Genomic DNA, 25,150 nt, shown 5'->3' on the forward strand with positions numbered 1-25,150 from the left:
GAAAGCTGTTGAGATGGAGCGCCCATCATACCATTGCCGACCAGCGGCGGGACAGGCCTGAAGGGCCGCGTCAGGCCGCGACCACCGCCGCGTCCAGTACCCGCCTGACCAGGCCGTCGGCGGCCAGCGCGCGCATCGCGCCATTGGCGATCAAGGCCGACAGCCGCCCAGCCGGCAGCGAGAACGCTTCCTGGCGACCGGCGCCCGAGAAGATGAACAGCGTGCGCAGCGGGCTGACCCAGGCCAGGCGCAGCTTGCGCACGGCGCCGTCTTCATGGAATTCGAAGCGCTGGCCGCGTTCGAGACCGGCCAAGCCATCGTCTTCGGCGGCCGGTTCATCGGCCTGCGCCTGCTCCTGCGCCGCACGCCGCAGCGCGTCCTGCTGGGCCGCCTCCAGCGCCAGTTCCAGCTGGCGTTCGGGCGACAGCTCGATCGGGGCGCGCACGATGGCGGCGTGGCATTCGGCCAGCGCGGCGAAGAACTCCAGACGCTGCGCGTCCTGCCAGCGGATCGCATCCAGCCATTTGTTCAGCGCGGCCAGCAGCGCCGGCAGGCGCTTGATCAGGGCCTGGCGCGCCTCCTGGGTCGCCTTCGGCCTGACGCTCCAGATCAGGTCATCCATGGTGCGGGTTGCATTGTCGACCGCGCCGGGACGGCTGTCCTCGACCGCGTAGGCCAGGCCCACTACCTGCGTCCAGCGCTGCTCGAGGAAGTGCGAGACCAGCGGCGCCATGTCTTCGCCAACCATGCGCAGCGCGACCGCGCGGCGCGCCGAGCGCTCGGCGGCGGCCTGCTTTTCGAGGCGGGTGGCGCGTGCGGCCGGTTCGGCGATGGCGGCCTGCTCGGCGCGCTCGCGCGCGGCGATGCCGGCTTCCAGCTCGGCCAGGGCGGCGTCGAACTCGGGCTGGTCCTGGTCGCGCACGCGCTCGACGCTGTGGCGCATGGCGCGCCAGGCCGGGTCGTCCCGCTCCCAGTCGGCCTGCGACAACAGGTCGAGCATGCGCCGCGCCGGGTGCGCCTCCTCGTAGAAGAAGCTGCGGTCGCGCAGCGCCGCCCTCAAGACCGGCACCTGCAGGAAGGCGATCAAATCGCGCGTCTCTGCAGGAATCGCATCGTCGAGCAGCACGGTTTCGAACACGCGCGACAGCAGGTCGAGCGTGGTTTTGTCAGCCCGCGGCAGGCTTGCCCGCGGCAGATAGAACACGGCGTGCGGCGTGCCGGCCTGCCCCGGGTCGGGCATCACGGCCGGTGAAGTGCCGAGGCGGGCCAACAGGTCGAGCAGGGTCTGGTCGGCCGGCGCAAAGGCGTGCGCGCCGGAGATGGGCGCGGCTGAAGATGGAGGGTCGACCATGTCGGTCTGCGTCGGCAGCGCCGCCACCGCAAACCCGCTGGCCGCGCTCGGCCGCCAGCCGCCGCTGCCCTGCGGCAGGTTCGGGATCATGGGGATGTCGAGGCCATCACCCGGCGCGCCGCCATCGAACAGGCGCCGCAGCTGGCTGGACAAGGCGGCATCGCGGCGCGCCCGCTCGGCCTTGCGCGCGGCGCGGTCGTCGCGCTTGTTGAAGCGGGCTTCGGCTTCCTGGCGTGCGCGCGCCGGCTGCAGCATGTTAACCAGGGCGTCGTACAGCAGTCCCAGGTCGAACATCACGCTAGGGCGCAGCAGCGGTGCGAGTAGTCCATGCGCCTCGGGGTCGGGTTCGAACTCGCACCAGGCGGCGTGCAGCGCGCCCAGGAAGACTTCGGGGCGGAAGGGATTGTGGGCGGCGCGCACCGGGTCGCGCCCGAGCAGCAGGCCGAGGCGCACGCCCAGTGTCGCCAGGCGGTCGGCAAATTCGAGGTCGAAGGGCCGGCTGACCGCGCCCAGCGCCAGTTGCTGGTCGATCTCGTCAAACGGCACCAGGCGCAGCTCCTGTGGCGCGGTGGACTGCGGCGCCGGCTGCAAGCTGGCGAGTGCAGTGCGCAGCGCCTTGTCGATGGCCCTTTCGGCCAGGTGACAGAAGGCGTAGCTGTTGTCCTTGAGTAGGTTGCCGGAGCGGACGCGCCGCATCGCCTCGCGTGCATCCAGTCCGGTGCCGGTCAGGTCGAGCAGCGCCGACACCATGCGCCGCACCATCTCCGGCAGGCCGTCGTGCGCCAGGCTGCCGGCGCGCGTCGCCAGATCGGCCAGCGTCGCCTGCTGGGCGGCAGCGGCCTTGCGCGCGGCGGGAATCGGAGCGGTGACGCTGGCCATGGCGAATAGACAAAGGGGGTAACGGACAATCCCTATTCTGCCATATTATTTCCATGCAGCAATTTAAAAATACGGATGAGCTTGGAGCCTCGTCAGTATTCAAGAACCTTGCTCACGCGCTTTTTGCAGATCGAAAAACGCGTTGTATTCGTAGGAGCGTCACCTACACTGGCAGAGGCACTGGTCCGATTCCGGCGAAACGGTCCAGCACGCATCATTGGTCTTCCCGGAAACGCACGACGTGTTCCAGGATACGAGCAGGATATTTTTCCCCAATTTGAAAGGAAACATCATGGCCTCGAATCAAAACAAAGCACCACGCCCAGGCAACCAGGGTGGCACCCACGAGCAGCACGTCCAGGCCGGACGCCAGAGCCACAAGAACGACGCCAGCCGTCAGTCGGACTCGCTGTCGAACCAGCAGTCGGGCTCGCGTTCGGGACAGTCGCAGCAGTCGGGCAGCCGCTCCGGCGCCGGCGTCCAGGGCGGCACGCCTGAGCAGCACGCCGCTGCCGGCCGCCAGAGCCACAAGAACGACAAGAAGCGCTAAGCGCTGTCCGGCCGGCCGCGCCGGCTGACCTGTCGAGAGCCCGCCCGCGTCCTGCGCCGGCGGGCTTGCTTTTATGTGCGTGCAGCCACACGCAAAAACGCCCCGGCCACCGCAACGGCCGGGGCGCCGGTCGCTACCGGCTTCAGATATTGCGCAGCACCGCGCCTTTCGGCGGGCGAAAGTCGGCCACGTCGTGAATCATCTTGGCCTTCTTGGCGTCGCGCGCGGTCAGGTGCAGGTCGCCATACTGGTGCACGCTCCACTGCTCGGGCGACAATTCGATCTCCTTGCGCAGGATCGACTCGGTGCGGGCGTCGTCGGCGCGCAGGCCTTCGACGATGATGTTGAGCGCGTCCGGGCGCGAGCCGGGCGAGGCGGTCGCGTGCGATTTGTGGATCATGAAGCGCGCCGTCTCGCTGGCATAGCGGCGCGAGCCGGCCAGGTACAGTACCACCGCGATCGACGCCACCGCACCGCCGTTGTACATCACGAACTTGATCGGCGAGCTGGCCATGAAGTTATACAGGCACAAGCCATCGCTGACGTAGCCGCCGTTCGATTGCAGCAGCACGTGGGCGGTGTCGATGCCGTCTTCGGTCATGCCGGCCACGGCCTCGAACATGCGGTGCACCATATCGCTGTTGACGTCGCCCGACAGCGTGAACCAGGCTTCCTTTTCCTGCACTGAGGTATCTTCGTTCATAGTATTGTTCCGCTTGCAAATTGGATGGAACAAGTTTAACAAATCACGTAAATCCGGTTGGATGCCAACTATCAATAGTGCGAAGCAATGCTTTCAGGAACCAAATTTGCCGGTTCACGGTATTCAAGCGAGGGCGGCCCCTTCTCCGGTTGACAGCCACCCTTGCCTGACATATCCTCCGCACTCTTGACAGGGAGAGCGCAGCCAGGCTGCCGCCGAAGGGGCACTTACCCATAAACTCTCAGGCAAAAGGACCGGTCAGGGAACGGCGGCGCACTGCGCGGCCGGCTCAACTCTGGAGAGCGGTCGCAGCGCGGCCCACCGAAGGGGCAGGCGGAACCGGACACCGGCCGCTATCTCTCAGGTACCAAGGACAGAGGGGTCGACAGCGCATGGCGAACCGCCGTGCGCGCCCCCTATTACTGCCCGAGGATTCCATGACGCTCAAAGCGACCCCGCTCAATTCCGCACACCGCTCCCTTGGGGCCAAGATGGTCGACTTCGGCGGCTGGGACATGCCGGTCAACTACGGCTCCCAGATCGAAGAGCACAACGCGGTGCGCGGCGACGCCGGCATGTTCGACGTCTCGCACATGTGCGTGGTGGACATCAAGGGCGCCAATACCCGCTCCTTCCTGCGCGGCCTTCTCGCCAACAACGTCGACAAGCTGCAGGTGCCGGGCAAGGCCCTGTACTCGTGCATGCTCAATCCCGAAGGCGGCGTGATCGACGACCTGATCGTCTACTTCCTGGCCGAAGACTGGTTCCGCATCGTCGTCAACGCCGGCACCGCCGACAAGGACGTGGCCTGGATGAACCAGCAGAACACCGCCACCAACAGCGGCCTCACCATCACCCAGCGCCGCGACGGCAACGACCCGATCGCCCTGATCGCGGTGCAGGGCCCGAACGCCCGCGCCAAGGTGTGGGACGTGCTGCCGACCACCAGGGAAGCGACCGAGAACCTCAAGCCGTTCAACGCCGCCATCGTGCCTGACACCGCATTCGGCGAAGCGATGGTCGCGCGCACCGGCTACACCGGCGAAGACGGCTTCGAGATCGGCGTGCCGGCATCGCAGGCCGAAGCGCTGTGGAACGCCTTCGCCGCCGCCGGCATCAAGCCGGCCGGCCTGGGTGCGCGCGATACGCTGCGTCTGGAAGCCGGCATGAACCTGTATGGCCAGGACATGGACGAAACCGTCAACCCGCTCGACGCCGGCCTGGCCTGGACCATCGACCTGGTCTCGGAACGCGACTTCATCGGCAAGGCAGCGCTGCAGGCCAAGGGCCAGCAATCGCAGTTCGTCGGCCTGATCCTGCGCGAAAAAGGCGGCATCCTGCGCGCCCACCAGCGCGTGGTCGCCGCCTCGGGCAAGGAATCGGGACAATTCGGCGAAATCACCAGCGGCACCTTCAGCCCGAGCATGCAGCAGGCGATCGCGCTGGCGCGCGTGCCGATGGACGTGGCGGTCGGCGACACCGTGCACGTGATCATCCGCGACAAGCAGCTGGCGGCCAGCGTGGTCAAGCTGCCGTTCGTGCGCAACGGTAAAATCCTGGCTGCCTGAATTCAGGCCGCGACAAAATAACAAACCCATATATTCATAGCCTCACCATCCTTAGGAGCTCCAGCATGAACATCCCAGCCGACCTGAAATACACCGAATCGCACGAGTGGGTGCGCCGCGAAGAAGACGGCACCCTGACCGTCGGCATCACCGAGTACGCGCAGGACGCGCTGGGCGACATCGTGTTCGTCGAGCTGCCGCAGGTCGGCAAGGCATTCACCGCCGGCGACGACGCCGCCGTGGTGGAATCGGTGAAGGCCGCCAGCGACATCTACGCGCCGGTCTCGGGGACCGTCACCGCCGTCAACCAGCCGGTCGCCGACGCGCCCGACTCGATCAACTCGGACGCCTACGGCGCCTGGCTGTTCAAGCTGCAGCCGTCGGATGCCGCCGCCTACGACAAGCTGCTGGATGCCGACGCTTACGGCAAGACCACCGATCACTGATCGAGCCATGTAGTACCGGCCGCTCTTCGGGGCGGCCGCAATTTGCAGCACCGACTTTCGCAGCACCGACTTCTCCATCCAACGACGCCGCACGGCGCCAGACCAAGTCCCTACCATGACCCGCTCCAGCCTCACCCAACTCGAAGCACGCGATTCGTTCATCCCGCGCCACATCGGCCCGTCCGAATCCGAACAGGCAGCCATGCTGTCGACCCTCGGTTACGCCACCCGCGCCGCCCTGATCGACGCGGTGGTCCCGGCCAACATCCGCCGCAAGGACAAGCTGGACCTGGGCCAGTTCTTCGAGCCGCGCAGCGAAGAAGAAGCGCTGGCGACCTTGAAAGGCCTGGCGTCGAAGAACAAGGTCGTGAAGTCGCTGATCGGCCAGGGCTACTACGGTACCCACACGCCGAAGGTCGTGCTGCGCAACATCTTCGAAAACCCGGCCTGGTACACCGCCTACACCCCGTACCAGCCGGAGATCTCGCAGGGCCGCCTGGAAGCGATCCTGAACTTCCAGCAAGCCATCACCGACCTGACCGGCATGGGCATCGCCAACTCGTCGATGCTGGACGAAGGCACCGCCGCCGCCGAAGCGATGACGCTGATCCAGCGTGTCGGCAAGTCGGCCTCGAAGGTGTTCTACGTCGCCGACGACGTGCTGCCGCAGACCCGCGAGATCATCGAGACGCGCGCGCTGCCGATCGGCGTCGAAGTGCGCTCGATCGCCGCTGGCGACGTCGAGAACCTCACTGAAACCTGCTTCGGCGTGCTGCTGCAGTACCCGGGCGTGAACGGCGAAGTGCGCGACTACCGCGCCGCTTGCGAAAAACTGCATGCGGCAGGCAGCATGGTGATCGTGGCCGCCGACCTGCTGGCCCTGACCCTGCTGACGCCTCCGGGCGAATGGGGCGCCGACGTGGTGGTCGGCAACAGCCAGCGCTTCGGCGTGCCGCTCGGTTTCGGCGGCCCGCACGCCGGCTACCTGGCCACCCGCGACGAATTCAAGCGCAGCATGTCGGGCCGCCTGGTCGGCGTCACCGTCGATGCGCAAGGCAACCAGGCCTACCGCCTGGCGCTGCAGACGCGCGAACAGCACATCCGCCGTGAAAAAGCGACCTCGAACATCTGCACCGCGCAGGTGCTGCTGGCCGTGATGGCCGGCATGTACGCGGTGTACCACGGCCCGCACGGCCTGGAACGCATCGCGCGCCGCGTGCACCGCCAGACCGCGATCCTGGCCGCCGGCCTGCAGGGGCTGGGCTTCGAACTGGCCAACGCCACCTTCTTCGACACCGTCACCGTGCGCGTGGAAGATGCTGGCGCGATCCACCAGCAGGCTGCCGCGCGCAACATCAACCTGCGGAGAATCGACGCCAGGCACGTCGGCGTGTCGCTCGACGAAACCGTCACCCGCGACGACCTGGAGAACCTGTTCGCCATCTTCGGCAACGGCAAAGCGGTCGACATCGACGCCCTGGACGCGAGCGTGCAGGAAGCCTTCCCGCAAGACCTGGCCCGCAGCAGCGCCTACCTGACCCACCCGACCTTTAACCGCTACCACGCCGAGCACGAGATGCTGCGCTACCTGCGCGCGCTGGCCGACAAGGACCTGGCGCTGGACCGCACCATGATCCCGCTCGGTTCGTGCACCATGAAGCTCAACGCCACCTCGGAAATGATTCCCGTGACCTGGCCCGAGTTCTCGAGCATCCACCCGCTGGCGCCGAACGACCAGACCGTCGGCTACCGCGAGATGATCGACCAGCTGGAAGCCATGCTGTGCGCCGCCACCGGCTACGCCGCCATCTCGCTGCAGCCGAACGCCGGCTCGCAGGGCGAGTACGCGGGCCTCTTGGTGATCCAGAAGTACCACCAGTCGCGCGGCGAAGGCCACCGCAACATCTGCCTGATCCCGTCGTCGGCGCACGGCACCAACCCGGCCTCGGCCAGCATGGTCGGCATGAAGGTGGTGGTCACCGCCTGCGACGAGAACGGCAACGTCGACCTGGCCGACCTGAAGGCCAAGGCCGAGCAGTACAGCCGTGACCTGGCCTGCGTCATGGTCACCTACCCGTCGACCCACGGCGTGTTCGAGGAAGGCATCAAGGAACTGTGCGAGATCGTGCACAGCCACGGCGGCCAGGTGTACGTCGACGGCGCCAACATGAACGCGCTGGTCGGCCTGGCCGCGCCGGGCAGCTTCGGCGGCGACGTCAGCCACCTGAACCTGCACAAGACCTTCTGCATCCCGCACGGCGGCGGCGGCCCGGGCGTGGGCCCGATCGGCGTCGGCGCCCACCTGGCGAAATTCCTGCCGAACCAGATGTCGACCGGCTACGTGCGCAGCGAAGACGGCATCGGCGCGGTCAGCGCCGCCGCCTTCGGCTCGGCCTCGATCCTGCCGATCTCGTGGATGTACATCGCGATGATGGGCGCCGAAGGCCTCACCAGCGCGACCGAAGTGGCGATCCTGAACGCCAACTACATCGCGCGCCGCCTGGCGCCGCACTACCCGGTGCTGTACACCGGCCACGACGGCCTGGTGGCGCACGAGTGCATCATCGACCTGCGCCCGCTGCAGGACAAGACCGGCATCAGCAACGAAGACGTGGCCAAGCGCCTGATGGACTTCGGCTTCCACGCCCCGACCATGAGCTTCCCGGTGCCGGGCACCCTGATGATCGAGCCGACCGAGTCGGAATCGAAAGCGGAACTGGATCGCTTCATCGAGGCGATGATCACCATCCACGCCGAGATCGTGAAGGTCGAGCGCGGCGAGTACGACCGTACCGACAATCCGCTCAAGGGCGCGCCGCACACCGCCGAAGTGGTGATGGCGGACGCTTGGGCCCACGGTTACACCCGCGAAGTGGCGGCGTTCCCGGTGGCCGGCCTGCGCAAGAAGAAGTACTGGCCGCCGGTGGGCCGTGCGGATAACGTGTATGGCGACCGTAACCTGTTCTGCGGTTGTGCGCCGATCAGCGATTACGAATAATCGCTCGCACACCGTGCGTCAGTCATGAAAACATCCCCGCCGAGCGCGGGGATGTTTTTTCGTGGTGAAGGAAAACCGGATTACTTGCGGCTCGACGCCAGCCGCAAATGCGACGCCGGATGGCGCCGCCGTTCGCGCGTCGGCTGCCGCTCGCGCGCCGCCTCGTCGAGCGCGCTTTTGCCGTCACTGCTGCGCCGCATCGGCTGCAAGCTCGGCGCCCCCTCCTCCAGCCTGAACCCCGCCATGGTCCGCGACAGGGTCAGCGCCTGCAACTGCAGCGTGCGCGCCGCGCTGGCGGCTTCCTCCACCAGCGTGCAGTTCTGGCGCGTCACCTGGTCCATCCTGACGATCGCCCCGCTCACTTCCTGCAGGTTGCTGGCCTGGCCCTGGCTGGTCGCGCCGATGCGGCTGACAATGTCCTCCACCTCGCGCACCGAGCTGGCGATGCGCTCCATGCTGCTGCCGGCTTGCGCGGCCCAGGCGGCACCGCCGTCCATCTCGGCCACCGACTGCGCCACCAGGGTGCGGATCTCGCGCGCCGACGCCGCCACCCGCCGCGCCAGCGCCCGCACCTCGGCCGCCACCGCAGACAGCCCGGCGCCGGCGCCATCGTCGGCCTCAATCCGCACGCGCGACGCGTCCAGCGCCGCATTCAGGGCCAGGGTGCCGGTCTCGCTGGCCACCGCATCGAGCTGGTCGACGATGTCGGCCACCCGCTGCGCGCTGCGCTTGCCCGAGGCCAGCGTCGCCACCAGCCGCTCGACCACGTCGCCGCCCTGGTGCGCGACGTCGGCCGCGCTCACCGCAAGGCGGTTGGCGGCGCGCGCGTCGCCCTCGGTGAGGCTGACGGTGACGGCCAGGTCCTGCATGCTGCCTTCGGCCCCGGCCAGCGAACCGGCGCGGTAGACGGCGCGGCTGCCCAGGCTCAGGCTGCCCAATTTGATGTCGCGCGAGGCGGCGCCGATCTGGCGCGCCGATTCGACGATGGTGCGCAGCGTGCCGTTCAGGTGGCGGATGCTGGCGTCCAGCAGGCGCGACGAGTCGCCGATCTCGTCGCTGCCGTAGTCGCGCTCGCGCACCGTCAGGTCGCCGCTGGCCAGGTCGCTGGCGGCCGCCGTGATGCCGCGGATCTCGCCCAGCAGGTAGCGCCGCACGGCGAAGGTGATCGCCAGCGACAGCCCGATCGCCAGCAGCACCACCGCCGGCGTCAGGAACGAGATCATTCGGAAGTCGGTCTTGGCGCTGTTCGAAGCCTGGCGCGACAGCGCTTCTTCGAGCGCGGTCAGGTCGCTCAGGCGCTGCGCCACCAGCGAAAACGCGCCTTCGGCCTTGAGCATGGCGTTGGCGCCGATCGAGCCGTCCAGCGGCGCCATCTCGATCACCTCGCGCACCGCGCGCGCATAGCGCCGGTGCGCGATCGCGGCCTGCTCCACGTGGCGGTCTTCGGCCGGGCTGGCGGTGGACCGACCCAGCGCATCCAGGCCGGCGGCGATGCGCTGGTGCTGGGCCAGGATGTCCTGGCGCAGCGGTTCGGTGCGCGCCAACGGGAAGCTGCCGCCCATCCAGCTCAGCAGGCGGTAGATGTCGGCGTGCGCCTTCTGCGACTGCGCGGCCAGGCCGCTGGCGGCGCGCATGCTGGCGGCGCGCTGGCCGACGATGGTTTCCAGCGACGCGTTCTGGCGCAGCATCGCGTAGTACGAGGCGATCGACAGCAGCACCAGCAACAGCAGCACGGCGCCGGGCGCGAGCAGCAACTTGGGACCGATGCGGAGGCGGGCCAGCATGGCTCAGACTCGCGATTGGCAGTGGGAGATCGGCGCGCTCTTGAGCCGCGGAGTGCGGGCGGAAAGGGAAATGGGCATGTCGTTCTCCGGTTGAGGTGCATCGAAGCGGCTCGATGCACCTGACGACGTTACCGCATTGATCTTGGGAATTATTTGCTCAGGCGCAAATCGACTTTTGGAATGGCGCCCGCCGTGTCTCCACTGTGGCGTGCGCGACAGTGCCCTCCCCATGCAGGTGCAGCGTGCGAACGCCGATCATGCCGCGTGCATGCGCCAGCGCTCGGCCCAGACCTCGGCTTGTTCCTCTTCGCCACGCGCGCCGAGCCATGCGTGAGCGCGCTCGCAGGCGGCGCCGGTCGCATCCGGATCGAGCGCAATGGCGCGCTCGAACAGCGCCAGCCCTTCGCGCTCATCGTGCTTCAGACGTTCCACCGCTTCCAGGAACAGTCCCACGGCGTGGTCCGGATTGACGACATTGAAGGCGGCCAGCGCCTCACGCAGGTCGACGTCGGGCTCACGGTTCATGGTCAGACGCAGCATCTCGAGTTCCTGCCCGGCGTCGCGCGTCTCCAGCGCGCGCAGCGTCGCCAGTTGCTCGCGTTCGCCCTGCACGTGGGTGAAGCGCTGCGACCACGGTTCGGCCAGGTCGCTGGCCCACTGCGCCTGCAGTTCGGCGCGCAGCCCGGCCAGGCCAGTGCCAAACCAGGCCTGGGCCGCGGACGCGCCGCCGAGCGCCGGCGGCAGCAGCTGGTGCGAGGCAGCGTCGTGGGCCAATGCGGCCAGGCGCGCGCGCAGCGTCGGATGGGTGTCGGCGAAATGGCCCTCGCGGTCCAGCGCTTCGTCGAGCCAGCCCTGCAGCGTTGCGTCTTCGCAGCGCAGGCGCGCATCCTCGGCCCAGCCGTGCAGCAGGTCCGGCGGCGGCGTGGCCTGGTGGTCAGCGCGCTCCAGCGCCGCCTCGACGTATTGCTGGTAGTGCGGCGCCACCAGGTTGACGCGCTTGAGGGCATGCGCGGCGCTGGCGGCGCCCACCAGCTCGGCCGAGGCGGCGTCGGCGCGGTATTCGTCGGCGCGCGCCAGCACGTAGGTGTAGGCATTGAAGTAAGGCGCGTACCAGCGCACCAGCGGCGAGACCAATTTCGCCGACCAGCCTTGGAAGTGGTCGAGGTGGGCCTGGATCGTGCTCCAGGTATGGCGCAGGCGGTAGATGAATGCCGAGAAGCGCCCGTGGGCGCCGGCGAGATGGCCGTATTCGTGGGCCACCACTGCCAGCGCTTCTTCCGGCGCCAGGCACTCGAGCAAGGGCAATCCCAGCAGCAGGTAGTTGCGTGGGAAGCCGACCAGGCCGAAGGCCGGACGCTGGATCACGGCCGCGTTGACCTCGTTAATCACCAGCACCCGGTGAAAGCGCGGCCCGGCCATGCGCCGGCGCATATCGTCCAGCGCCGCGAACAATTCCGGCGCTTCGTCGCGCCGCAAGACGCGCCCCTCGGGCTCGGGAAAGCGCGCAAAGAGCGAACCGAGCGCCGACTTGAGCGTGTACCAGAGCGGGATCGCGAGCAGGAACAGGAGCTTGCCCAGCTTGGCCAGCAGCAGGAGCAGCAGGCCGCCGCCGCTCCAGGCCAGCGCGGCGACGACGCCGACCAGCGCCACCAGCCCGAAGCCGAGCGTGGCCAGCACCACGGCGATGATGCCAAAGCCCAGCACCGCCAGCAGCGCCACCCTGGCCCGGTAGCGGCCGGGCGCGGCAGCGCTTTCCTGTTCGAGGCGCGCGACCATGCGCTGGAACTGGTCGATCTCCATGGGCTGCTCCTGTTGCGATGTCAATACAGTGGACGAGTATAGATCGGCCGTGCCGCAAAGATACTCGCGCAATGTCACGCGATTGACTGCGCGCAGGAGTCAGCGGCTACACTAGCGCCATGAGTGTTTCCCGCATTTCCGTCCTTCTGGCGCGGCACCGGCGCCTGCTGGCGCTCGGCCTGCTGTCGCTGCTGCTGCACTTGCTGGCGCTGGCCTGGATCGACCGCCGCCTGGACTTGCCGCCGCCGAGCGCTGGCAGCACCACGTTGGCCGTGCGCCTGGCGCATGTGGTTGCGCCCACGGCGTCGACGCAACCGGAACCCGCCCCCGCGTCGCCCGCTCCATCGCCCGAACCGCTCAACGAGCCGCCGCTCCTGGTGCCGCGCGCACCGTCAGCCGACGCGCGCGCGGCAGCGCCACCCGAGATCGCGCCCGACGTCGCCCCCGACGCGCTGCCCGGTCAGCAAGGCGTCGCCTTCCGCTCCCGGATGCCGGCGCGCTATCGCGTCACGCCGCCGCCCTCGATGCGCCTGAGCTACACAGTCACCGGTGCATCGGGCGATGCGACGCTGACCTGGCGCAGCGACGGCAATCGCTACGACCTGCAAATGGACGGGATATTGGGAACGCGCAGCAGCAGCGGCAGGATCGACGACGCCGGCATCGCGCCCGCGCAGGCAACCGAAGAACACGGCGCCGGCTCGGTCACCACCCGCTTCGACCGCGCCGCCGGCACCGTGCAAACCGGCTTGGATACCCACGCGCAGCGCCTGGCCGAAGGCAGCCAGGACACCGCCTCGCTGCTGGCGCAGCTGGCCGGCATGGGCCTGGCCGATCCGAGCCAGATGCGCGACGTATTGGAGTTCTGGGTCGCCGGCGCCAACGGCGCGCATATCGAACGCTATCGCGTGATCGGACCGGAACGGATCGCGACCGGCGCCGGCGAGATGGAGACGGTGCGCCTGGCGCGCATCGGGGAAGCCGGCGAACGCCGGCTGGAGGTATGGCTGGCGCCGGGCCAATCGTGGATGCCCGTGCAGCTGCGCATCCACGAACCGAACGGCGCGGCGCGCACGCAGACGCTGGCCGCGATCGGGCCAGCATCGTAGCCGGAGCTTAGCCCAGCTTGGCCGCGTGCTCGCGGGTCGCGTGGAAGGTCAGCTTCGGCCAGCGCTCCTGGGTCAGGCGCAGGTTGACGCCCGAGGTGGCCAGGAAGGCCATGTTGCCGGCCGCATCGTAGGCGACCTGGTGGCCGAGCTGGTTTTCGAAGTCGATCAGCGACTTCTTGTCCTCGCTCGAGATCCAGCGCGCGCTGCTGATGCTGCTGCTTTCGAACACGGCGTCGACGCCGTACTCGTTGAGCAGGCGGCTGGCCACGACCTCGAACTGCAGTACGCCGACCGCGCCCAGGATCAGGTCCGAACCCAGCACCGGCTTGAACACCTGCACCGCGCCCTCTTCGCCCAGCTGCTGCAAGCCCTTGTGCAGCTGCTTGACCTTGAGCGGGTTACGGATGCGCACCGTGCGGAACAGGTCCGGCGCGAAGTACGGGATGCCGGTGAAGGTCAGCAGCTCGCCTTCCGAGAAGCTGTCGCCGATCTGCATGTTGCCGTGGTTCGGCAGGCCGATGATGTCGCCGGCGTAGGCTTCCTCGACCTGTTCGCGGCTCGACGCCATGAAGGTCACCACCGACGACAGTTTCACTTCACGGCCAAGGCGCAGGTGCTTGACCTTCATGCCCTTCTCGAAGCGTCCCGAGCACACGCGCAGGAAAGCGATGCGGTCGCGGTGGGCCGGGTCCATATTGGCCTGGATCTTGAACACGAAGCCCGAGAACTTCGGCTCGACCGGCTCGACCGCGCGCACGGTGGCGTCGCGCTCGCGCGGCGCCGGCGCCCAGTCGACCAGCGCAGACAGGATCTCGCGCACGCCGAAGTTGTTGATCGCGGAACCGAAGAACACCGGGGTCTGCACGCCCGACAGGAAGCGCTCGATATCGAACACGTGCGAGGCGCCGTGCACCAGTTCCACTTCCATCTTGAGCTGCTCGATCTCGAGCGGGAACATCTCGGCCAGCTTCGGGTTGTCGATGCCCTTGACGATCTCGAAGGCGCCGTCGGCCTTTTCCTCGCCGGCCTTGAACAGCATGATCTCGTCCTTCAGCAGGTGGTACACGCCGCGGAAGTTCTTGCCCATGCCGATCGGCCAGGTCACCGGCGCGCACTCGATCTTGAGCACCGATTCGACTTCGTCCAGCAGTTCGAGCGGATCGCGGGTCTCGCGGTCCATCTTGTTCATGAAGGTGACGATCGGGGTGTCGCGCATGCGGCACACGTCGAGCAGCTTGATGGTCTGTTCCTCGACGCCCTTGGCGGCGTCGATCACCATCAGCGCCGAGTCGACCGCGGTCAGCACGCGGTAGGTGTCTTCCGAGAAGTCCTGGTGGCCCGGGGTGTCGAGCAGGTTGATCACGTGCTCGCGGAACTCGAACTGCATCACCGAGGACGCGACCGAGATGCCGCGCTGCTTCTCGATGTCCATCCAGTCCGAGGTGGCGTGGCGGCCGCTCTTGCGGCCTTTGACGGTGCCGGCCAGCTGGATCGCGCCCGAAAACAGCAGCAGCTTCTCGGTCAGCGTGGTTTTACCCGCATCCGGGTGGGAGATGATGCCGAAGGTGCGGCGGCGCTGCACTTCGCGCGCGATGGCGCCGCTCTGGCGCGCTGCGGATACGTCGGTGCCGGCGTCGCTTGCCACTTGAGTGGCGTCCACGCCATTCTCGGCGTTCAGGTTGTCGGTGTCGTTGGCCATGTTCGAGCCCAGTAGTCGGGCCGCGTCACGGCCCGTGAAAGGAAACCCGGGATTTTAACGTTTCCGCACCGCCCCGTGTAAATTAGTCGCTCGCTCGTGCTCAGTCCCGCTCAGTGCCGCTCAGTGCCGCTCAGTCACGCACGCGGCGCCAGCCGGCCCGGCGCGCCCCGCTGCTGATCGACGGCGCCAGGTCCTTCGGAATCATCTTGCCCTTGGCGTCGGTGACGATCACCTTCAGTTCGCCGTCCGGCGTGCGCACCTCGGACGTGCCGACGGCCGCGTTGCCCGACAGCGGCTCGCCCACCAGGCCATTGAGCGCAGCGCAGACGTTGAACTGGTAGATGTTGCTGGTGCCGCCCACCGAGCACTCGGTCGATGACGTCGGCAGGTTGGTCACCACGCTCAGCGTCCCCGCCACCACCTTGGGGTCGATGTTGACGCGCTCGCCCGTGTTGACGCTGAAGTCGACGAACCAGCCATTGTGCCTGGCCCAGTCGAGCGTATTGCCGGACAAGACGAACGGCGAGTCGGCGTCGTTCGCGCTCTGGCGCGCCAGCGTTTTCTGCACCATGGTCGGCTCCTTGCGCCAGCCGCCAGAGCCGATGGTGTCGCCGCTGTCCTTCAGCACATAGAGGCTCTGCAGCGCCGGGTCGGCCACGTCTTCCAGGTCGAGCAGGCGTCCGCTGCCGAACACCACCATGCGCCTGGCGGCCGGCTCCAGGCTGCCCTCTGCCGCGCCGACGCGGCAGGTGGTCACTTCGGGACGGGTGGTGATCGGCTGGCCGGCGCCGGCATCGGCCATCAGCTTGACGCTCGGCGCGCCGGCAACCGTGAAGTCGAAGCGCCACATCTTGCCGGTGTTGTCGCCGCCGTAGACGTAGGTCACCTTCGGGTCGTTGCGCGGATCCGGCGTGATCGCGGTGATCTTGGCCAGGCCCGAAGGGGTGGCGGCGTCGCCGACACGGGTCGAGATCCGGTACTTGACCTTGCCGGTGGCGAGGTCCACCACCAGCAGCCAGCCGGCGCCGGTGCCGCTGTTGACGCCATCGCTGCCCGGGATGTTGTTGTAGCCCGAGGTCAGGAACACCACCCAGGTCTCCCTGTCGCCCTCCTGGATCGTGCCGAACTGCGGGTTGCCGAAGGTGTAGCCGAGTTCCGGCTCCAGGTTGTCGCCGCTGCACACCGCAGGGTCGGCGCACAGTTCCCACAGCGCCTTGGGCGCGTCGGGGTCGGTCACGTCCAGCGCGTAGTAGCCACGGCCGCCGCGATTCAGCCCGCCCACCAATACCGTCTTCCAGCTGCCGCCGATCTGGACGTCGGCCACCTCGGGCGAGCCATCCACCGTGTACTGGTGGCTGCCGCCGTAGTTGGTGCTGGCCTGCAGGTACAGCTTCTTCATCGTGATGCGCGGCACGTAGGCCCACAGTTCCTCGCCGGTGGTGGCGTGGAAGGCGTGCAGCATGCCGTCGTTGGCGCCGATGTACACGGTCGGCTCGCGCCCGGTGTTGGCGGCGCGGTAATCGGCGTAGCCGTCGCGGTCGTAGTTCTTGCGCGGGTCGCGCACGTAGGCCGGCTTGGACGAGGCGATATCGCCCAGCACGATCGGCAGCGCGCCGTCCGCGCCGCTGTCGGCGGCGTCGGTGAAGCTGTAGGCGCGCAGCAGCGTGTCGTCGGCGTACTGCTGCTGGCCGCGCAGCCAGTCGACGATGGTGGCGCCGCGGTTGACGATGGTGCGGTTGGCATCCGACAGGTTGGCGCACTGCGGCAACGCGTTGCACTTGTTCTCGAACCAGCTCCGCTCCACCGTGCCGGTGAAGTTGGCGAAGGTGAAGTCTTCCAGGGCGCGCGTGCCCGGGTCCATCATCAGGATGCGGCGGCTGTCGGCGCGGGCGTCGACCCGGGCGCCCAGCAGGCTGGAGGTGTTCCAGACTTCGTCTTCGCTCACCGCGCCGGTGCTCAGGTCGATCTTGCGCTTGGACAGGCGCCCGTTCCAGCGCACCGTGGTGAAGGTGGCGGCGAAGATGTCGTTGTCGATGGCCGAGATGTTCGGGGTCGAGGTCGCGGCGGCGGCGGCGGCGCCGACCTGCACCTCGATATTGCTCAGGGCCGAGCGCAGGCCCTCGATCACCTGCAGCGGGTCGGACGCCGAGAAATACTTGCCGTGGCCGTTGATGGCGGCGTGCCACAGGTCGTCGACGCGCGACTGCAGCGCCAGCGAACCGCCGTCCAGGTGGGTCTGGGCGTCGGGCCAGGTCCAGCGCCCGTCGCTGCTCCACGGGCAGCCCGAGGTGGCGCCGGTGATCACTTTATAAAAGTCGCCGCCCTGCCGAGGCGCGCTGTCGTAGTTCGGCTCATAGGTCATGATGCCGTCCACGCCCAGGCCGAGCGCGTAGGTCTTCATGTGCAGGCGCGTGTTCTCGCCGTCGGCGGCCGGCACCACGCCCGGCTTGGTCCAGTCCTCGATGGTGGGGCGCAGCGAATTCTGCCTGTCGACGTTCTCGTTGCTGCCGCCGTTGTACCAGTACAGGGCGATGTCGGCCAGCGACGGCACGCTCTGGGCGCGCGGGTCGACGCAGCCCTTGGAGCGCAGGCAGAAACGGGCGGGGTCTTCGCGCACGTCGGTGTTGCCCACGCCGGTCGGCGCTTCGCCGTTCCAGTAGCCGTCGGTGGTGATGAAGGTGAAGTTCTGCTGGCACGGGAAGCGCACCGCTTCCTGGCCCTTGGGCCGGACGTAGGGCTCGCGATTGGCGTACATCTTGCCGATCGCGTTCAGGGCCAGGCGCACCGGGGTGGCGCCGCTGGTGGTCATCCCGTACAGGTTCGTATACCAGTCGCTGCGGTCCTGGCCGGCGAACGGCAGCGGCTTGTTGATGGTGCCCTGCCTGGCCGCCTCGGACAGCGAGACCAGGCCGACGTTGTACTTGTCGGTGACCGGCTCGAAGGCCTGGCCGACCGCCGTCTTCATCATCTGGTTGCGGCTTTTATAGTAGGCGTACCAGTTGGCGAAGTTGGTCATCTCTTCGTCGTAGCTGCAGGTCTCGCCCTGGCAGTCGGTGCGGGCCGGGTCGCGCGGGTAGGCGCGGCGCGACGACACGATGTTGGTGCGCACGAAGATCGAAGCCCCGAGGCCGGTGCTGGCGGTCGGCACCACGTCGCTGACCGCTTCCTTGACCGACAGTCGCAGGCGCGTGTTGTTGCCCGAGCCATTGTTGGTCAGGTCGCTCAGCGAGATGTCGCGCCCGGCCGCGTTGGAGGCGGTATCGATCAGGCACAGGGTGGTGTTGCTCTGCGCCTCGCACAGCGGCGAGGACGGGCGGGTGCCGCCGACGTAGGCGGTGACGGTGCCGCGGGTGCCGATCGCGTTCCTCATCGCGCTCACCACGCTCGACGCGCCGATGCCCTTGCCCAGGGTGAGCGACGTGATCAGGGAAGTCTGGCCCAGGTACAGGCCCTTCAGGATCTGGCTGTTGCCGCTGTTGGTGGTGCCGCTGACAAACAGCAGCGCGGTGGCGCCGGTGCCCGACGAGACCATCAGGTTGTCGCCGGCGCGGCTGTTGTCCGTCACCGGCGAGCAGTTGCTGATCGACTTGTCGGCGGCGCCCGCCGGGCAGGAAATCGGGATCACGGCCAGCACGTTGGCGCCGCCCAAAGTGATGCCGTAGCTCGAGCAGGCCGGCACCGAGGTGTGGCGCGGGGTGGTGACGCAGGCGGTGAAGGGGTTGTCCAGGCCGGTCTGGGCGACGATCTGCGCCGCCAGCGCGCTGGCCACGATGGCGCGCTTGTCGGCGGTATCGGTGCCGTTGGCAGCGTCGACATGGCTCCTGGTGATGACCTGGGTGCCGGACAGGCCGACCGCGGTCACGCTGTTGATGCGCAGCGCGTTGCTGCCGCTGGAGGTGCCGATGGTGATCGTGCCCCACCACGGCGCGTTCTGGTTCTCGCCCGAGAAGCGCGGGTATTTGTAGTTGCCGACGAACTTGGCCTGGCAGCGGGTCAGCTTGTTGCTGTCGCAGAAGCGCACCCGCGCCAGCACCGGATAGCCGTCCGGCGCGTCGCCGTTGACCGCGGTCGAGGTGCAGTTGGTCATGGTGTTGTCGGTGCAGTACTCGGCCACGTTGATGCTGTAGTAGTACGGCGCGCCATTGACGTACGCCGCGCGGTAGCGGGCGTTGGTCGGATAAGTGTAGCCGGTGGTGTTGAGCTGGCAGTTCTCGCGGTTGCGGTCGCACCAGGCCAGGTCGGGAAAGCCGCTGACCAGGTTGGTGGTGCTGTAGCGGTCTTCGCCCAGCAGGTCGGCGTTGTTGATGCCGAAGCCGTCGTTCGGCACCTGGGTCCACTGGCGCGTGTTGGCGCTCGTCATGTCGTTGAACGACGTGCCGTTGGCCCTCACCGGCGGGCGGTAGCGGGTCCTGGGGTTGTAGTACTGGCGATTGAAGTCGCTGCTGGCGAACGGCGGGTCGCCGATGGTGCAGCCGCGCGTGCCGTCGGCGATGGTGGTGCCGGCGCGGCAGGTGTCGGCGTTGGCGACGTAGTCGGGGGTGTAGGTGAAGTTCATCGACCCCGAGTTATCGTACAACAGCATCAGGTTCGGCTTGACCGCCCCGCTGCCGCTGATGTTCAACAGCGGCAGGGTCGAGATATTGGTTGGGTCGGCCCTGGCCGGCGCGAACGTCAGCACGACCAGCAGCAGGCCGAGGAAGGAAATCAGTCGTTGGTGCGAAAAGCGATGCATGCGCATTCCAGGTTGGTTCGAATGATGCTTGTTGTGCGGATAGTTCGGCTATGCGGCGTCACACGCCGAGCATGACCACCATCTGGTTGACCACGTTGCCGCCGCGAGCGCCGGCGATACGGGCCGTGATCACGTAGTGCAGCTGCGGGCTGCCGGCGAAGGTCGGCGCGTCCGAGGCCAGGCTCTGGCCGACCGGCACCGGGTTGCCCAGGTCGGCGCTGACCTCGGCGGTCTGGACGCAGGCGTTGCGGGCGTCGTCATAGGGCAGCGGCATGGTGCACATGCGGTGGATCACGTATTCGACGCTGGTGTTGTCCGGCCCCGGGATCACCACCTTCCTGGCCCAGAAGCCGCTGTCGCGCGGCGTGGCGCCGGGGTTCATGATGGCGCTGTAGCCCTTGGCGTCGACGTCCAGGTTGAGGGCGCGCTTATCAAGCAGCGCCTGCTCCTTGAGCCACTGGAAGCCGGTGTGCAGGCCCAGGTCGGCGGCGCGGCTGAGCGACGCGTCATACGCCATATTGGACACGGCCAGCGTGGTCGAATTGGTCGAGCGCAGCAGGTAGATGCTGGTCACCAGCATCACCAGCAGCATGATCAGCATGACCGGCAGCGCAATGCCGGACTCGCGCGTGCGCACGAAACGATGGTTCATGCGGGCCTCCACCCCGCGTTGCGCAGCGGGACGATGGTCTCGAACACCCGGTAGCGGTAGCACTTCCAGCCTTCCGGATCGGCCGCCGTGCCCAGGTCGACCTCCACTTCTTGCGGCTGCACGCCTTGCGGTTGTTCGCTGGCGAACAGCGGCTTGATCTCGGTGGTGGCGCTGCACTTGCCATCGGCGGCGGGACGCTCGGGATGGCGCGAGCGCGCCACCAGCGCCAGCCGCAGCGCGACCACGCGGCCATAGTCGCCGGCGCTCCCGTTCACGCCATCGCCGTCGGCGTCGATCATGGCCGACGACCATTGCCCGACCCGGGTGCCCTGGGTCGGCTGGAACGCCTGGCCGGCGCGGGTATCGAAGCCGTATTGCGCCTTGAGCAGCACGATGTTGTCGGCCACCGCCTGCGGATTGGCGCCGGCGCCGTCCATGTCGGTCGAGCGCAGGCGCAGGTAGTTGCCTTCCACCGACCAGGTATGGAAGGCCAGGCGCGCGCCCTGCCCCAGGTTGAAGATGCGCGCCGTATTGCCCTGGTACTGGACCCCGAGCGCGCCGCTGTTGAAGCGCAGGCCCGAGCCGCCGATGCGCACGTACTGGGCCGCCGGCGGCACCGGATGGGTTTCCGGATCGGTGGCCAGCTGGGCCAGCGCGCAGTCGCCGCCGGCCTGCTCGGGCGCGACCACGATCACGTCGCCCAGGCGAAAGCCGTAGGGGCGGCGGTCGACATTCAGGGTGGTGCCGCCGACGTAGTTGCCGGTCAGGCGCAGAGTGGCGGTGCCGCCGGCGGCGCTGCCGGCGTACAGGGTGATGACGTCCGAGGCGTCGTCGCCGCCCGGCTCGATGATGGCGGGCGCCAACGGACGCACGGTGGCTTCGCCGCGCCTGGCGCTGGCGAGCTGGTAGCCGCCGCTGTCGGTGAAGCGCGTATTGCAGCCGACCAGCAGCGGATCGTTGAGGCCATATCCGGCCTGCTCGATGTCGCCGCTGATCGAGAACATGGCCAGCATCCCGTTCTGCATCGAGTCCGAGCCGCCCAGCGCGGCGTCCTTGTTGCGCTGGTTGTCGGTCATGATGCGGGTGGCCAGCAGCACCGCCAGCAGGCCGATCACGACGCTGACCATCAGCTCGACCAGCGAGAAGCCACCGTGAAAGCGCCGGGCGCGCAAGAGTGAATGCTTCATTCCGACTGCGACAGATAAGAGGTGATCTCGTGGACGTTGCCTTCGCCGCCGCTGATGCGCTGCCAGCCGATCGAGATGCCGACCGCGGTGCGGGTGGTGCCGGCGGCCGGCGTCACCGTGACCTCAATGGTGGCGCCGGGCAAATGCGACTTGACGGCGTCGTGCCACGGCTTCAGGCGCGCACCCGGGTTGGCGTTCCTGGCGACCGCGTAGTCGGCCAAGCGCGCCTGGTCGGTGTTCATCACGCCCAGCAGCTCGTTGGCGGCGATGGTGGCTTCGGCACGCAGGCCGGCTTCGGACAGCGCCGCCACCGAACGGGTTTGTAATGCCAGGGTGCCGATCAGGCCGATCCCGAGCAGCACCACCGCCAGCAGCGCCTCGAGCAGGGCCACGCCACGCTGGGTGCGCCGGCGAACGAGCATGGTCGAAAGGCGCGTCATTCCGGACACCCGTTGGAAGCGCCGTCGGCGGCATTCGGATCGCAGGTGACTGCCACTCCGGCCAGCGTCAGGACCACGGCCGAGGGCCTGAAGCTGTCGCTCTGGCCGGCCGGCGGCGCCAGGCCGACGCGGGTCACGCGCGGCGCGCGGCTGGCATCGACCCAGCCGAGCGGCGTGAAATACACGGTGTTGCCCAGGCCCGGGCCGAGCGTCACCGCCAGCCGGGTGGCGGGCGGCAGGGTCGCGGCGCTGCGCCGGATCGAGCGGAAGGCGGCCGGCGCGCCGCTGGCGTCCTTGGGGCCGGCGCTTTCGCTCGACCAGTCGCTGTCGAGCGTGCACGGCACGTCGGTGGTGCGCAGGCAGATGTCGACCCGCCAGTCGGGCTGGCCACCGGCGTTGGCGACGAATACCAGGCGGCTCTGGCTGTTGTTGGACAGCGCCTGCATGCGCGCCACCGTAAAACCTTCGGCGTAGAAGCCGGCGGCGCCGGCGGCCCTGGTCGCCCCCAGCCAGTCGGTCATGCGCGGCATGCCGAAGGCCAGCAGGATGGCCATGATGACCAGCCCCACCATCGCTTCGATGATGGTGAAGCCGGCCTCGATGGCGCGACGTTGCGACACCGTCACTGGGTGCACGTGCCCGCCTTGCGGTCGACCCAGCAGTCGGAACGCTTGGCCCAGTCGGCCGGAGCGCCGGTGGTGGCGCGGCGGCCGGCCTGGTCGATGGTGTAGACGAAGCTGGCGGCGGCAGCGCGGCCGGTGGCGACCAGGGTGTAGCCGGCGGCGTCGGCGTCCTTCAGCTCATAGGTGAAGTTGGTGGTGGGGGCCGGCACCTTGTCGAATTCTGCGTAGGAATGCGTGTTCGACCAGAATTGTTCCAGCTGCGGCTGGGTCGCGGCCAGCGTGCTGTGCGCTTCGGCCAGGCGGGTGCGCAGCACGTAGCTGCTGTAGGAAGGCAGCGCGACGGCAGTCAGGATGCCGACGATCGCCACCGCGAGCATGAGTTCGATGAGCGTGAAACCGGACTGGCGCTGCTGCATGGGATTCTCCTGGGGGCGGATACCGCCAATAAATGTTTCCACCAGGCATAATAATCGAGGAAGCTGTCAGTTCCCTGAAGAAAGGCTGACAAATTCCTGACAGCAACGGATTTGCGACAGTGTTTGCGTGTTTGGCCGGCGCCGTTCTGGCAGGATGACTACGGCCGCGCCGGAAAGCGCACCGTGACCAGCGTGCCGCCCTCGGCAGCGTCGCCCAGCACCACCCGCGCGCCGTGGGCCAGCGCGATGTCGCGCACGATCGCCAGCCCGAGACCGCTGCCACTGGTCTTGTCGTCCAGCCGCACATAGCGCTCGAACACGGCGGCGCGTCTTGCCGTCGGAATCCCTGGGCCGGAATCGGCCACCGTGAACAGCGTCTCCCGCCCTTCGCGCCTGCAGCCGACCGTCACCTGGCCGTCCGCCGGGGTGTAGCGGATCGCATTGTCGACCAGGTTGTCGATCAGGTCGCGCAGCTGGAAGGCGTCGCCCTCGACCGGGGCGCTATCCAGTTCGAAGCCAATGTCGATGTCTTTGCGCGCCGCCTTGTCGACGAAGAACTGCACCGATTCCTGCACCAGCAGCGCCAGGTCGAGCGCAGCTGGCGCGCCGGCCGGCCGCCCTTCGCGCGCACGGGCCAGCGCCAGCAGCTGGTTGACCTGGCGGATCATGCGTTCGTTGGCCAAGCCCATCATGCCCAGCGCGCGCAGCGTGTCGGGGTCGGCGGCGTGGCGCCGGCCCAGCCATTCGAGCTGCAGCTGCATGCCGGCCAGCGGCGTGCGCAGCTGGTGCGCCATGTCGGCCAGGAAGTCGCGCTGGGCCCGGCTGCCGGCTTCCACCTTGTCGAGCAGCTCATTGAAACCGGTGACCACCGGCGCGATTTCGTACGGCACCTGTTCGGCCGGCAGCGGCGCCAGGTCGCCCGGGCCACGCGCGGCCAGCTCGGCGCGGATCCGGGCCAATGGGCGTAATCCATTACTGACGGACAGCCAGACCACGCCGACGAGGGTGATGGTGACCAGCGCCACCAGCACGGTCAGCGAGCGCACGATGGCGGCGCGCACCTCGAGTCGCTGGCGCAGCGTGCGCGCCACGCCCAGCTGGCGCGGTCCATCGGGAGTCGCGACCGCGCGCGCCGCCACCCGCACCGGTTCGCCGCCGATCTCGGCGTCGTAGGCGGCGCGGCCGGGCTGCAGTGGCGGAAAGGCGGGCGCGCCGGCCAGGTGGGCGCCGCCGCCGTCGCGCACCGCGAACCAGATGCGGTCCTTGCCGCCGTTGTCGGCCAGCTGCGCCGGCAGCTGCGGCGCGGCGCCGCCGGCCAGCCGCGCCGCCAGGGCATCGGCGGTATCGGACAGGCCCTGGTCGAAAGCGACCTGGGCCGGGGTCCAGGCCAGGCCCACCACCAGCGCCGCCAGCACCAGGTTGACCAGCAGGATCGGGCCCAGCAGCCACTTGAGCAGCTGAATCCGGATACTGGTCATCGAGCGGCAGCGGGGGCGGCTTCCAGCAGGTAGCCGAAACCGCGGATGGTGCGGATCGCCACCCCGGCGCCGTCGATCTTCAGGCGCAGGCGCGACACATAGACTTCGACCGCGTTCGGCGTGACGTCGTCGCCCCAGGGCAGGATGGCGTCGATGATCTGCTGCTTGGACACCACGCGCCCGGCGTGCTGCAGCAGGTATTCGAGCACGCCCCACTCGCGCACCGACAATTCCACCGGACGCTCGCCGACACGGGCACGGCGGGTGGCGCTGTCCAGGCTGAGGCTGCCCAGCGCAAGGACGGTCGATGGCGGCGCGTGACGCCGCGCCAGGGCGCGGATGCGGGCGACGAGTTCGGCGGTGGCGAAGGGCTTGACCAGGTAGTCGTCGGCGCCGGTTTCCAGGCCGCGCACGCGGTCTTCGACGGCGTCGCGGGCGGTCAGCAGCAGCACCGGGGTGGCGGCGCCGCGCGCGCGCAGGCGCCGTACCACTTCGAAGCCGTCGATGCCGGGCAGGCCGATGTCGAGCACGGCGACATCGATGCCGCCGGCCTGCAGGGCGGCGTCGGCAGCCAGGCCGTCGCGCACGGGCGTCACTTGCAGGTCCTGCGCCTGGAGCGCGCGCACCAGGCCGTCGGCCAGGACCGGATCGTCTTCAACCAGGAGTAACTGCAGGGCCATGTATCAGTTTGCCAATCATTTCGCCAATCGTTCCGAATGTACTCGACGGCGAATT

General features: G+C 68.3%; 18 protein-coding genes and 2 riboswitches. Of the genes, 5 read left to right on the forward strand and 13 right to left on the reverse strand.

Translation table 11 applies throughout. The features are described 5' to 3' along the window. Positions 1-70 precede the first annotated feature (70 nt). Positions 71-2,230 (reverse strand): DUF1631 family protein, encoded by a 2,160-nt coding sequence (locus QPK27_RS19300; protein ID WP_290419798.1) that lies wholly within the window; start codon positions 2,228-2,230, stop codon positions 71-73. Positions 2,231-2,522: 292 nt separating this feature from the next. Between QPK27_RS19300 and QPK27_RS19305 the strand changes: the two genes are divergently transcribed. Beyond that, a complete protein-coding gene (locus QPK27_RS19305; protein ID WP_290419799.1) occupies positions 2,523-2,780 on the forward strand; it encodes a hypothetical protein in 258 nt (85 codons plus the stop codon). 142 nt (positions 2,781-2,922) lie between these two features. Here the strand turns inward: QPK27_RS19305 and QPK27_RS19310 are convergent, their stop codons facing one another. Then, the gene (locus tag QPK27_RS19310; protein WP_290419800.1) at positions 2,923-3,483 is read right to left on the reverse strand and encodes an ATP-dependent Clp protease proteolytic subunit; all 561 of its coding nucleotides are present in this window, start codon (positions 3,481-3,483) and stop codon (positions 2,923-2,925) included. A 181-nt stretch (positions 3,484-3,664) separates the two neighbouring features. Beyond that, positions 3,665-3,750, forward strand: a riboswitch (glycine riboswitch). 18 nt (positions 3,751-3,768) lie between these two features. After that, positions 3,769-3,870, forward strand: a riboswitch (glycine riboswitch). Positions 3,871-3,920: 50 nt separating this feature from the next. On the opposite strand from QPK27_RS19310, the gene gcvT reads away from it, so the two are divergent. The 3 genes from gcvT (at position 3,921) to gcvP (ending at position 8,495) form a co-directional block, all read left to right on the forward strand. After that, positions 3,921-5,051: a glycine cleavage system aminomethyltransferase GcvT gene (gene gcvT, locus QPK27_RS19315; protein ID WP_290419801.1), complete on the forward strand. Its 1,131-nt coding sequence runs from the start codon at positions 3,921-3,923 to the stop codon at positions 5,049-5,051. A 65-nt stretch (positions 5,052-5,116) separates the two neighbouring features. Beyond that, positions 5,117-5,497, forward strand: coding sequence for a glycine cleavage system protein GcvH (gene gcvH, locus QPK27_RS19320; protein ID WP_290419802.1), 381 nt, complete (start codon positions 5,117-5,119; stop codon positions 5,495-5,497). Between the two features lie 115 nt (positions 5,498-5,612). Then, a complete protein-coding gene (gene gcvP, locus QPK27_RS19325) occupies positions 5,613-8,495 on the forward strand; it encodes an aminomethyl-transferring glycine dehydrogenase (protein WP_290419803.1) in 2,883 nt (960 codons plus the stop codon). An 80-nt stretch (positions 8,496-8,575) separates the two neighbouring features. On the opposite strand, the gene QPK27_RS19330 is transcribed toward gcvP, so the two are convergent. Then, on the reverse strand, positions 8,576-10,279 hold the full coding sequence (locus QPK27_RS19330) for a methyl-accepting chemotaxis protein (RefSeq protein WP_290419804.1): 1,704 nt from the start codon (positions 10,277-10,279) through the stop codon (positions 8,576-8,578). Between the two features lie 255 nt (positions 10,280-10,534). After that, a complete protein-coding gene (locus QPK27_RS19335) occupies positions 10,535-12,079 on the reverse strand; it encodes a M48 family metallopeptidase (RefSeq protein ID WP_290419805.1) in 1,545 nt (514 codons plus the stop codon). Positions 12,080-12,198: 119 nt separating this feature from the next. Here QPK27_RS19335 and QPK27_RS19340 point away from each other — a divergent pair, with 119 nt between their 5' ends. Next, a complete protein-coding gene (locus tag QPK27_RS19340; protein ID WP_290419806.1) occupies positions 12,199-13,188 on the forward strand; it encodes a DUF3108 domain-containing protein in 990 nt (329 codons plus the stop codon). Positions 13,189-13,195: 7 nt separating this feature from the next. Here the strand turns inward: QPK27_RS19340 and QPK27_RS19345 are convergent, their stop codons facing one another. The 9 genes from QPK27_RS19345 to QPK27_RS19385 form a co-directional block, all read right to left on the reverse strand. Then, positions 13,196-14,887, reverse strand: coding sequence for a peptide chain release factor 3 (locus tag QPK27_RS19345; protein ID WP_290419807.1), 1,692 nt, complete (start codon positions 14,885-14,887; stop codon positions 13,196-13,198). 130 nt (positions 14,888-15,017) lie between these two features. After that, the gene (locus QPK27_RS19350; protein WP_290419808.1) at positions 15,018-19,619 is read right to left on the reverse strand and encodes a pilus assembly protein; all 4,602 of its coding nucleotides are present in this window, start codon (positions 19,617-19,619) and stop codon (positions 15,018-15,020) included. Between the two features lie 58 nt (positions 19,620-19,677). Continuing rightward, complete coding sequence (locus QPK27_RS19355) at positions 19,678-20,271, reverse strand: hypothetical protein (RefSeq protein WP_290419809.1); 594 nt, start codon at positions 20,269-20,271, stop codon at positions 19,678-19,680. Beyond that, positions 20,268-21,458, reverse strand: coding sequence for a PilW family protein (locus tag QPK27_RS19360; protein WP_290419810.1), 1,191 nt, complete (start codon positions 21,456-21,458; stop codon positions 20,268-20,270). Before QPK27_RS19360 ends, QPK27_RS19355 begins: the two co-directional genes overlap by 4 nt. Then, on the reverse strand, positions 21,455-21,898 hold the full coding sequence (locus tag QPK27_RS19365) for a hypothetical protein (RefSeq protein ID WP_290419811.1): 444 nt from the start codon (positions 21,896-21,898) through the stop codon (positions 21,455-21,457). Before QPK27_RS19365 ends, QPK27_RS19360 begins: the two co-directional genes overlap by 4 nt. Then, on the reverse strand, positions 21,895-22,533 hold the full coding sequence (locus QPK27_RS19370) for a prepilin-type N-terminal cleavage/methylation domain-containing protein (protein ID WP_290419812.1): 639 nt from the start codon (positions 22,531-22,533) through the stop codon (positions 21,895-21,897). Before QPK27_RS19370 ends, QPK27_RS19365 begins: the two co-directional genes overlap by 4 nt. Further along, positions 22,521-22,937, reverse strand: coding sequence for a type IV pilin protein (locus QPK27_RS19375; protein WP_290419813.1), 417 nt, complete (start codon positions 22,935-22,937; stop codon positions 22,521-22,523). The genes QPK27_RS19370 and QPK27_RS19375 overlap by 13 nt, the downstream gene beginning before the upstream one ends. 158 nt (positions 22,938-23,095) lie before the next feature. Further along, on the reverse strand, positions 23,096-24,415 hold the full coding sequence (locus QPK27_RS19380) for a sensor histidine kinase (protein ID WP_290419814.1): 1,320 nt from the start codon (positions 24,413-24,415) through the stop codon (positions 23,096-23,098). Continuing rightward, a complete protein-coding gene (locus QPK27_RS19385) occupies positions 24,412-25,095 on the reverse strand; it encodes a response regulator transcription factor (RefSeq protein WP_290419815.1) in 684 nt (227 codons plus the stop codon). Before QPK27_RS19385 ends, QPK27_RS19380 begins: the two co-directional genes overlap by 4 nt. Positions 25,096-25,150: the final 55 nt, after the last annotated feature.

Source organism: Massilia sp. YIM B02443 (genome assembly GCF_030411955.1).
GTDB lineage: Bacteria > Pseudomonadota > Gammaproteobacteria > Burkholderiales > Burkholderiaceae_D > Telluria.

Bases quoted from the DNA above. Each gene is read 5' to 3' on its own strand.
- QPK27_RS19300 (WP_290419798.1), bottom strand. From the start codon at position 2,230: ATGGCCAGCGTCACCGCTCCGATTCCCGCCGCGCGCAAGGCCGCTGCC.
- QPK27_RS19305 (WP_290419799.1), top strand. From the start codon at position 2,523: ATGGCCTCGAATCAAAACAAAGCACCACGCCCAGGCAACCAGGGTGGC.
- QPK27_RS19310 (WP_290419800.1), bottom strand. From the start codon at position 3,483: ATGAACGAAGATACCTCAGTGCAGGAAAAGGAAGCCTGGTTCACGCTG.
- gcvT (WP_290419801.1), top strand. From the start codon at position 3,921: ATGACGCTCAAAGCGACCCCGCTCAATTCCGCACACCGCTCCCTTGGG.
- gcvH (WP_290419802.1), top strand. From the start codon at position 5,117: ATGAACATCCCAGCCGACCTGAAATACACCGAATCGCACGAGTGGGTG.
- gcvP (WP_290419803.1), top strand. From the start codon at position 5,613: ATGACCCGCTCCAGCCTCACCCAACTCGAAGCACGCGATTCGTTCATC.
- QPK27_RS19330 (WP_290419804.1), bottom strand. From the start codon at position 10,279: ATGCTGGCCCGCCTCCGCATCGGTCCCAAGTTGCTGCTCGCGCCCGGC.
- QPK27_RS19335 (WP_290419805.1), bottom strand. From the start codon at position 12,079: ATGGAGATCGACCAGTTCCAGCGCATGGTCGCGCGCCTCGAACAGGAA.
- QPK27_RS19340 (WP_290419806.1), top strand. From the start codon at position 12,199: ATGAGTGTTTCCCGCATTTCCGTCCTTCTGGCGCGGCACCGGCGCCTG.
- QPK27_RS19345 (WP_290419807.1), bottom strand. From the start codon at position 14,887: ATGGCCAACGACACCGACAACCTGAACGCCGAGAATGGCGTGGACGCC.
- QPK27_RS19350 (WP_290419808.1), bottom strand. From the start codon at position 19,619: ATGCATCGCTTTTCGCACCAACGACTGATTTCCTTCCTCGGCCTGCTG.
- QPK27_RS19355 (WP_290419809.1), bottom strand. From the start codon at position 20,271: ATGAACCATCGTTTCGTGCGCACGCGCGAGTCCGGCATTGCGCTGCCG.
- QPK27_RS19360 (WP_290419810.1), bottom strand. From the start codon at position 21,458: ATGAAGCATTCACTCTTGCGCGCCCGGCGCTTTCACGGTGGCTTCTCG.
- QPK27_RS19365 (WP_290419811.1), bottom strand. From the start codon at position 21,898: ATGACGCGCCTTTCGACCATGCTCGTTCGCCGGCGCACCCAGCGTGGC.
- QPK27_RS19375 (WP_290419813.1), bottom strand. From the start codon at position 22,937: ATGCAGCAGCGCCAGTCCGGTTTCACGCTCATCGAACTCATGCTCGCG.
- QPK27_RS19380 (WP_290419814.1), bottom strand. From the start codon at position 24,415: ATGACCAGTATCCGGATTCAGCTGCTCAAGTGGCTGCTGGGCCCGATC.
- QPK27_RS19385 (WP_290419815.1), bottom strand. From the start codon at position 25,095: ATGGCCCTGCAGTTACTCCTGGTTGAAGACGATCCGGTCCTGGCCGAC.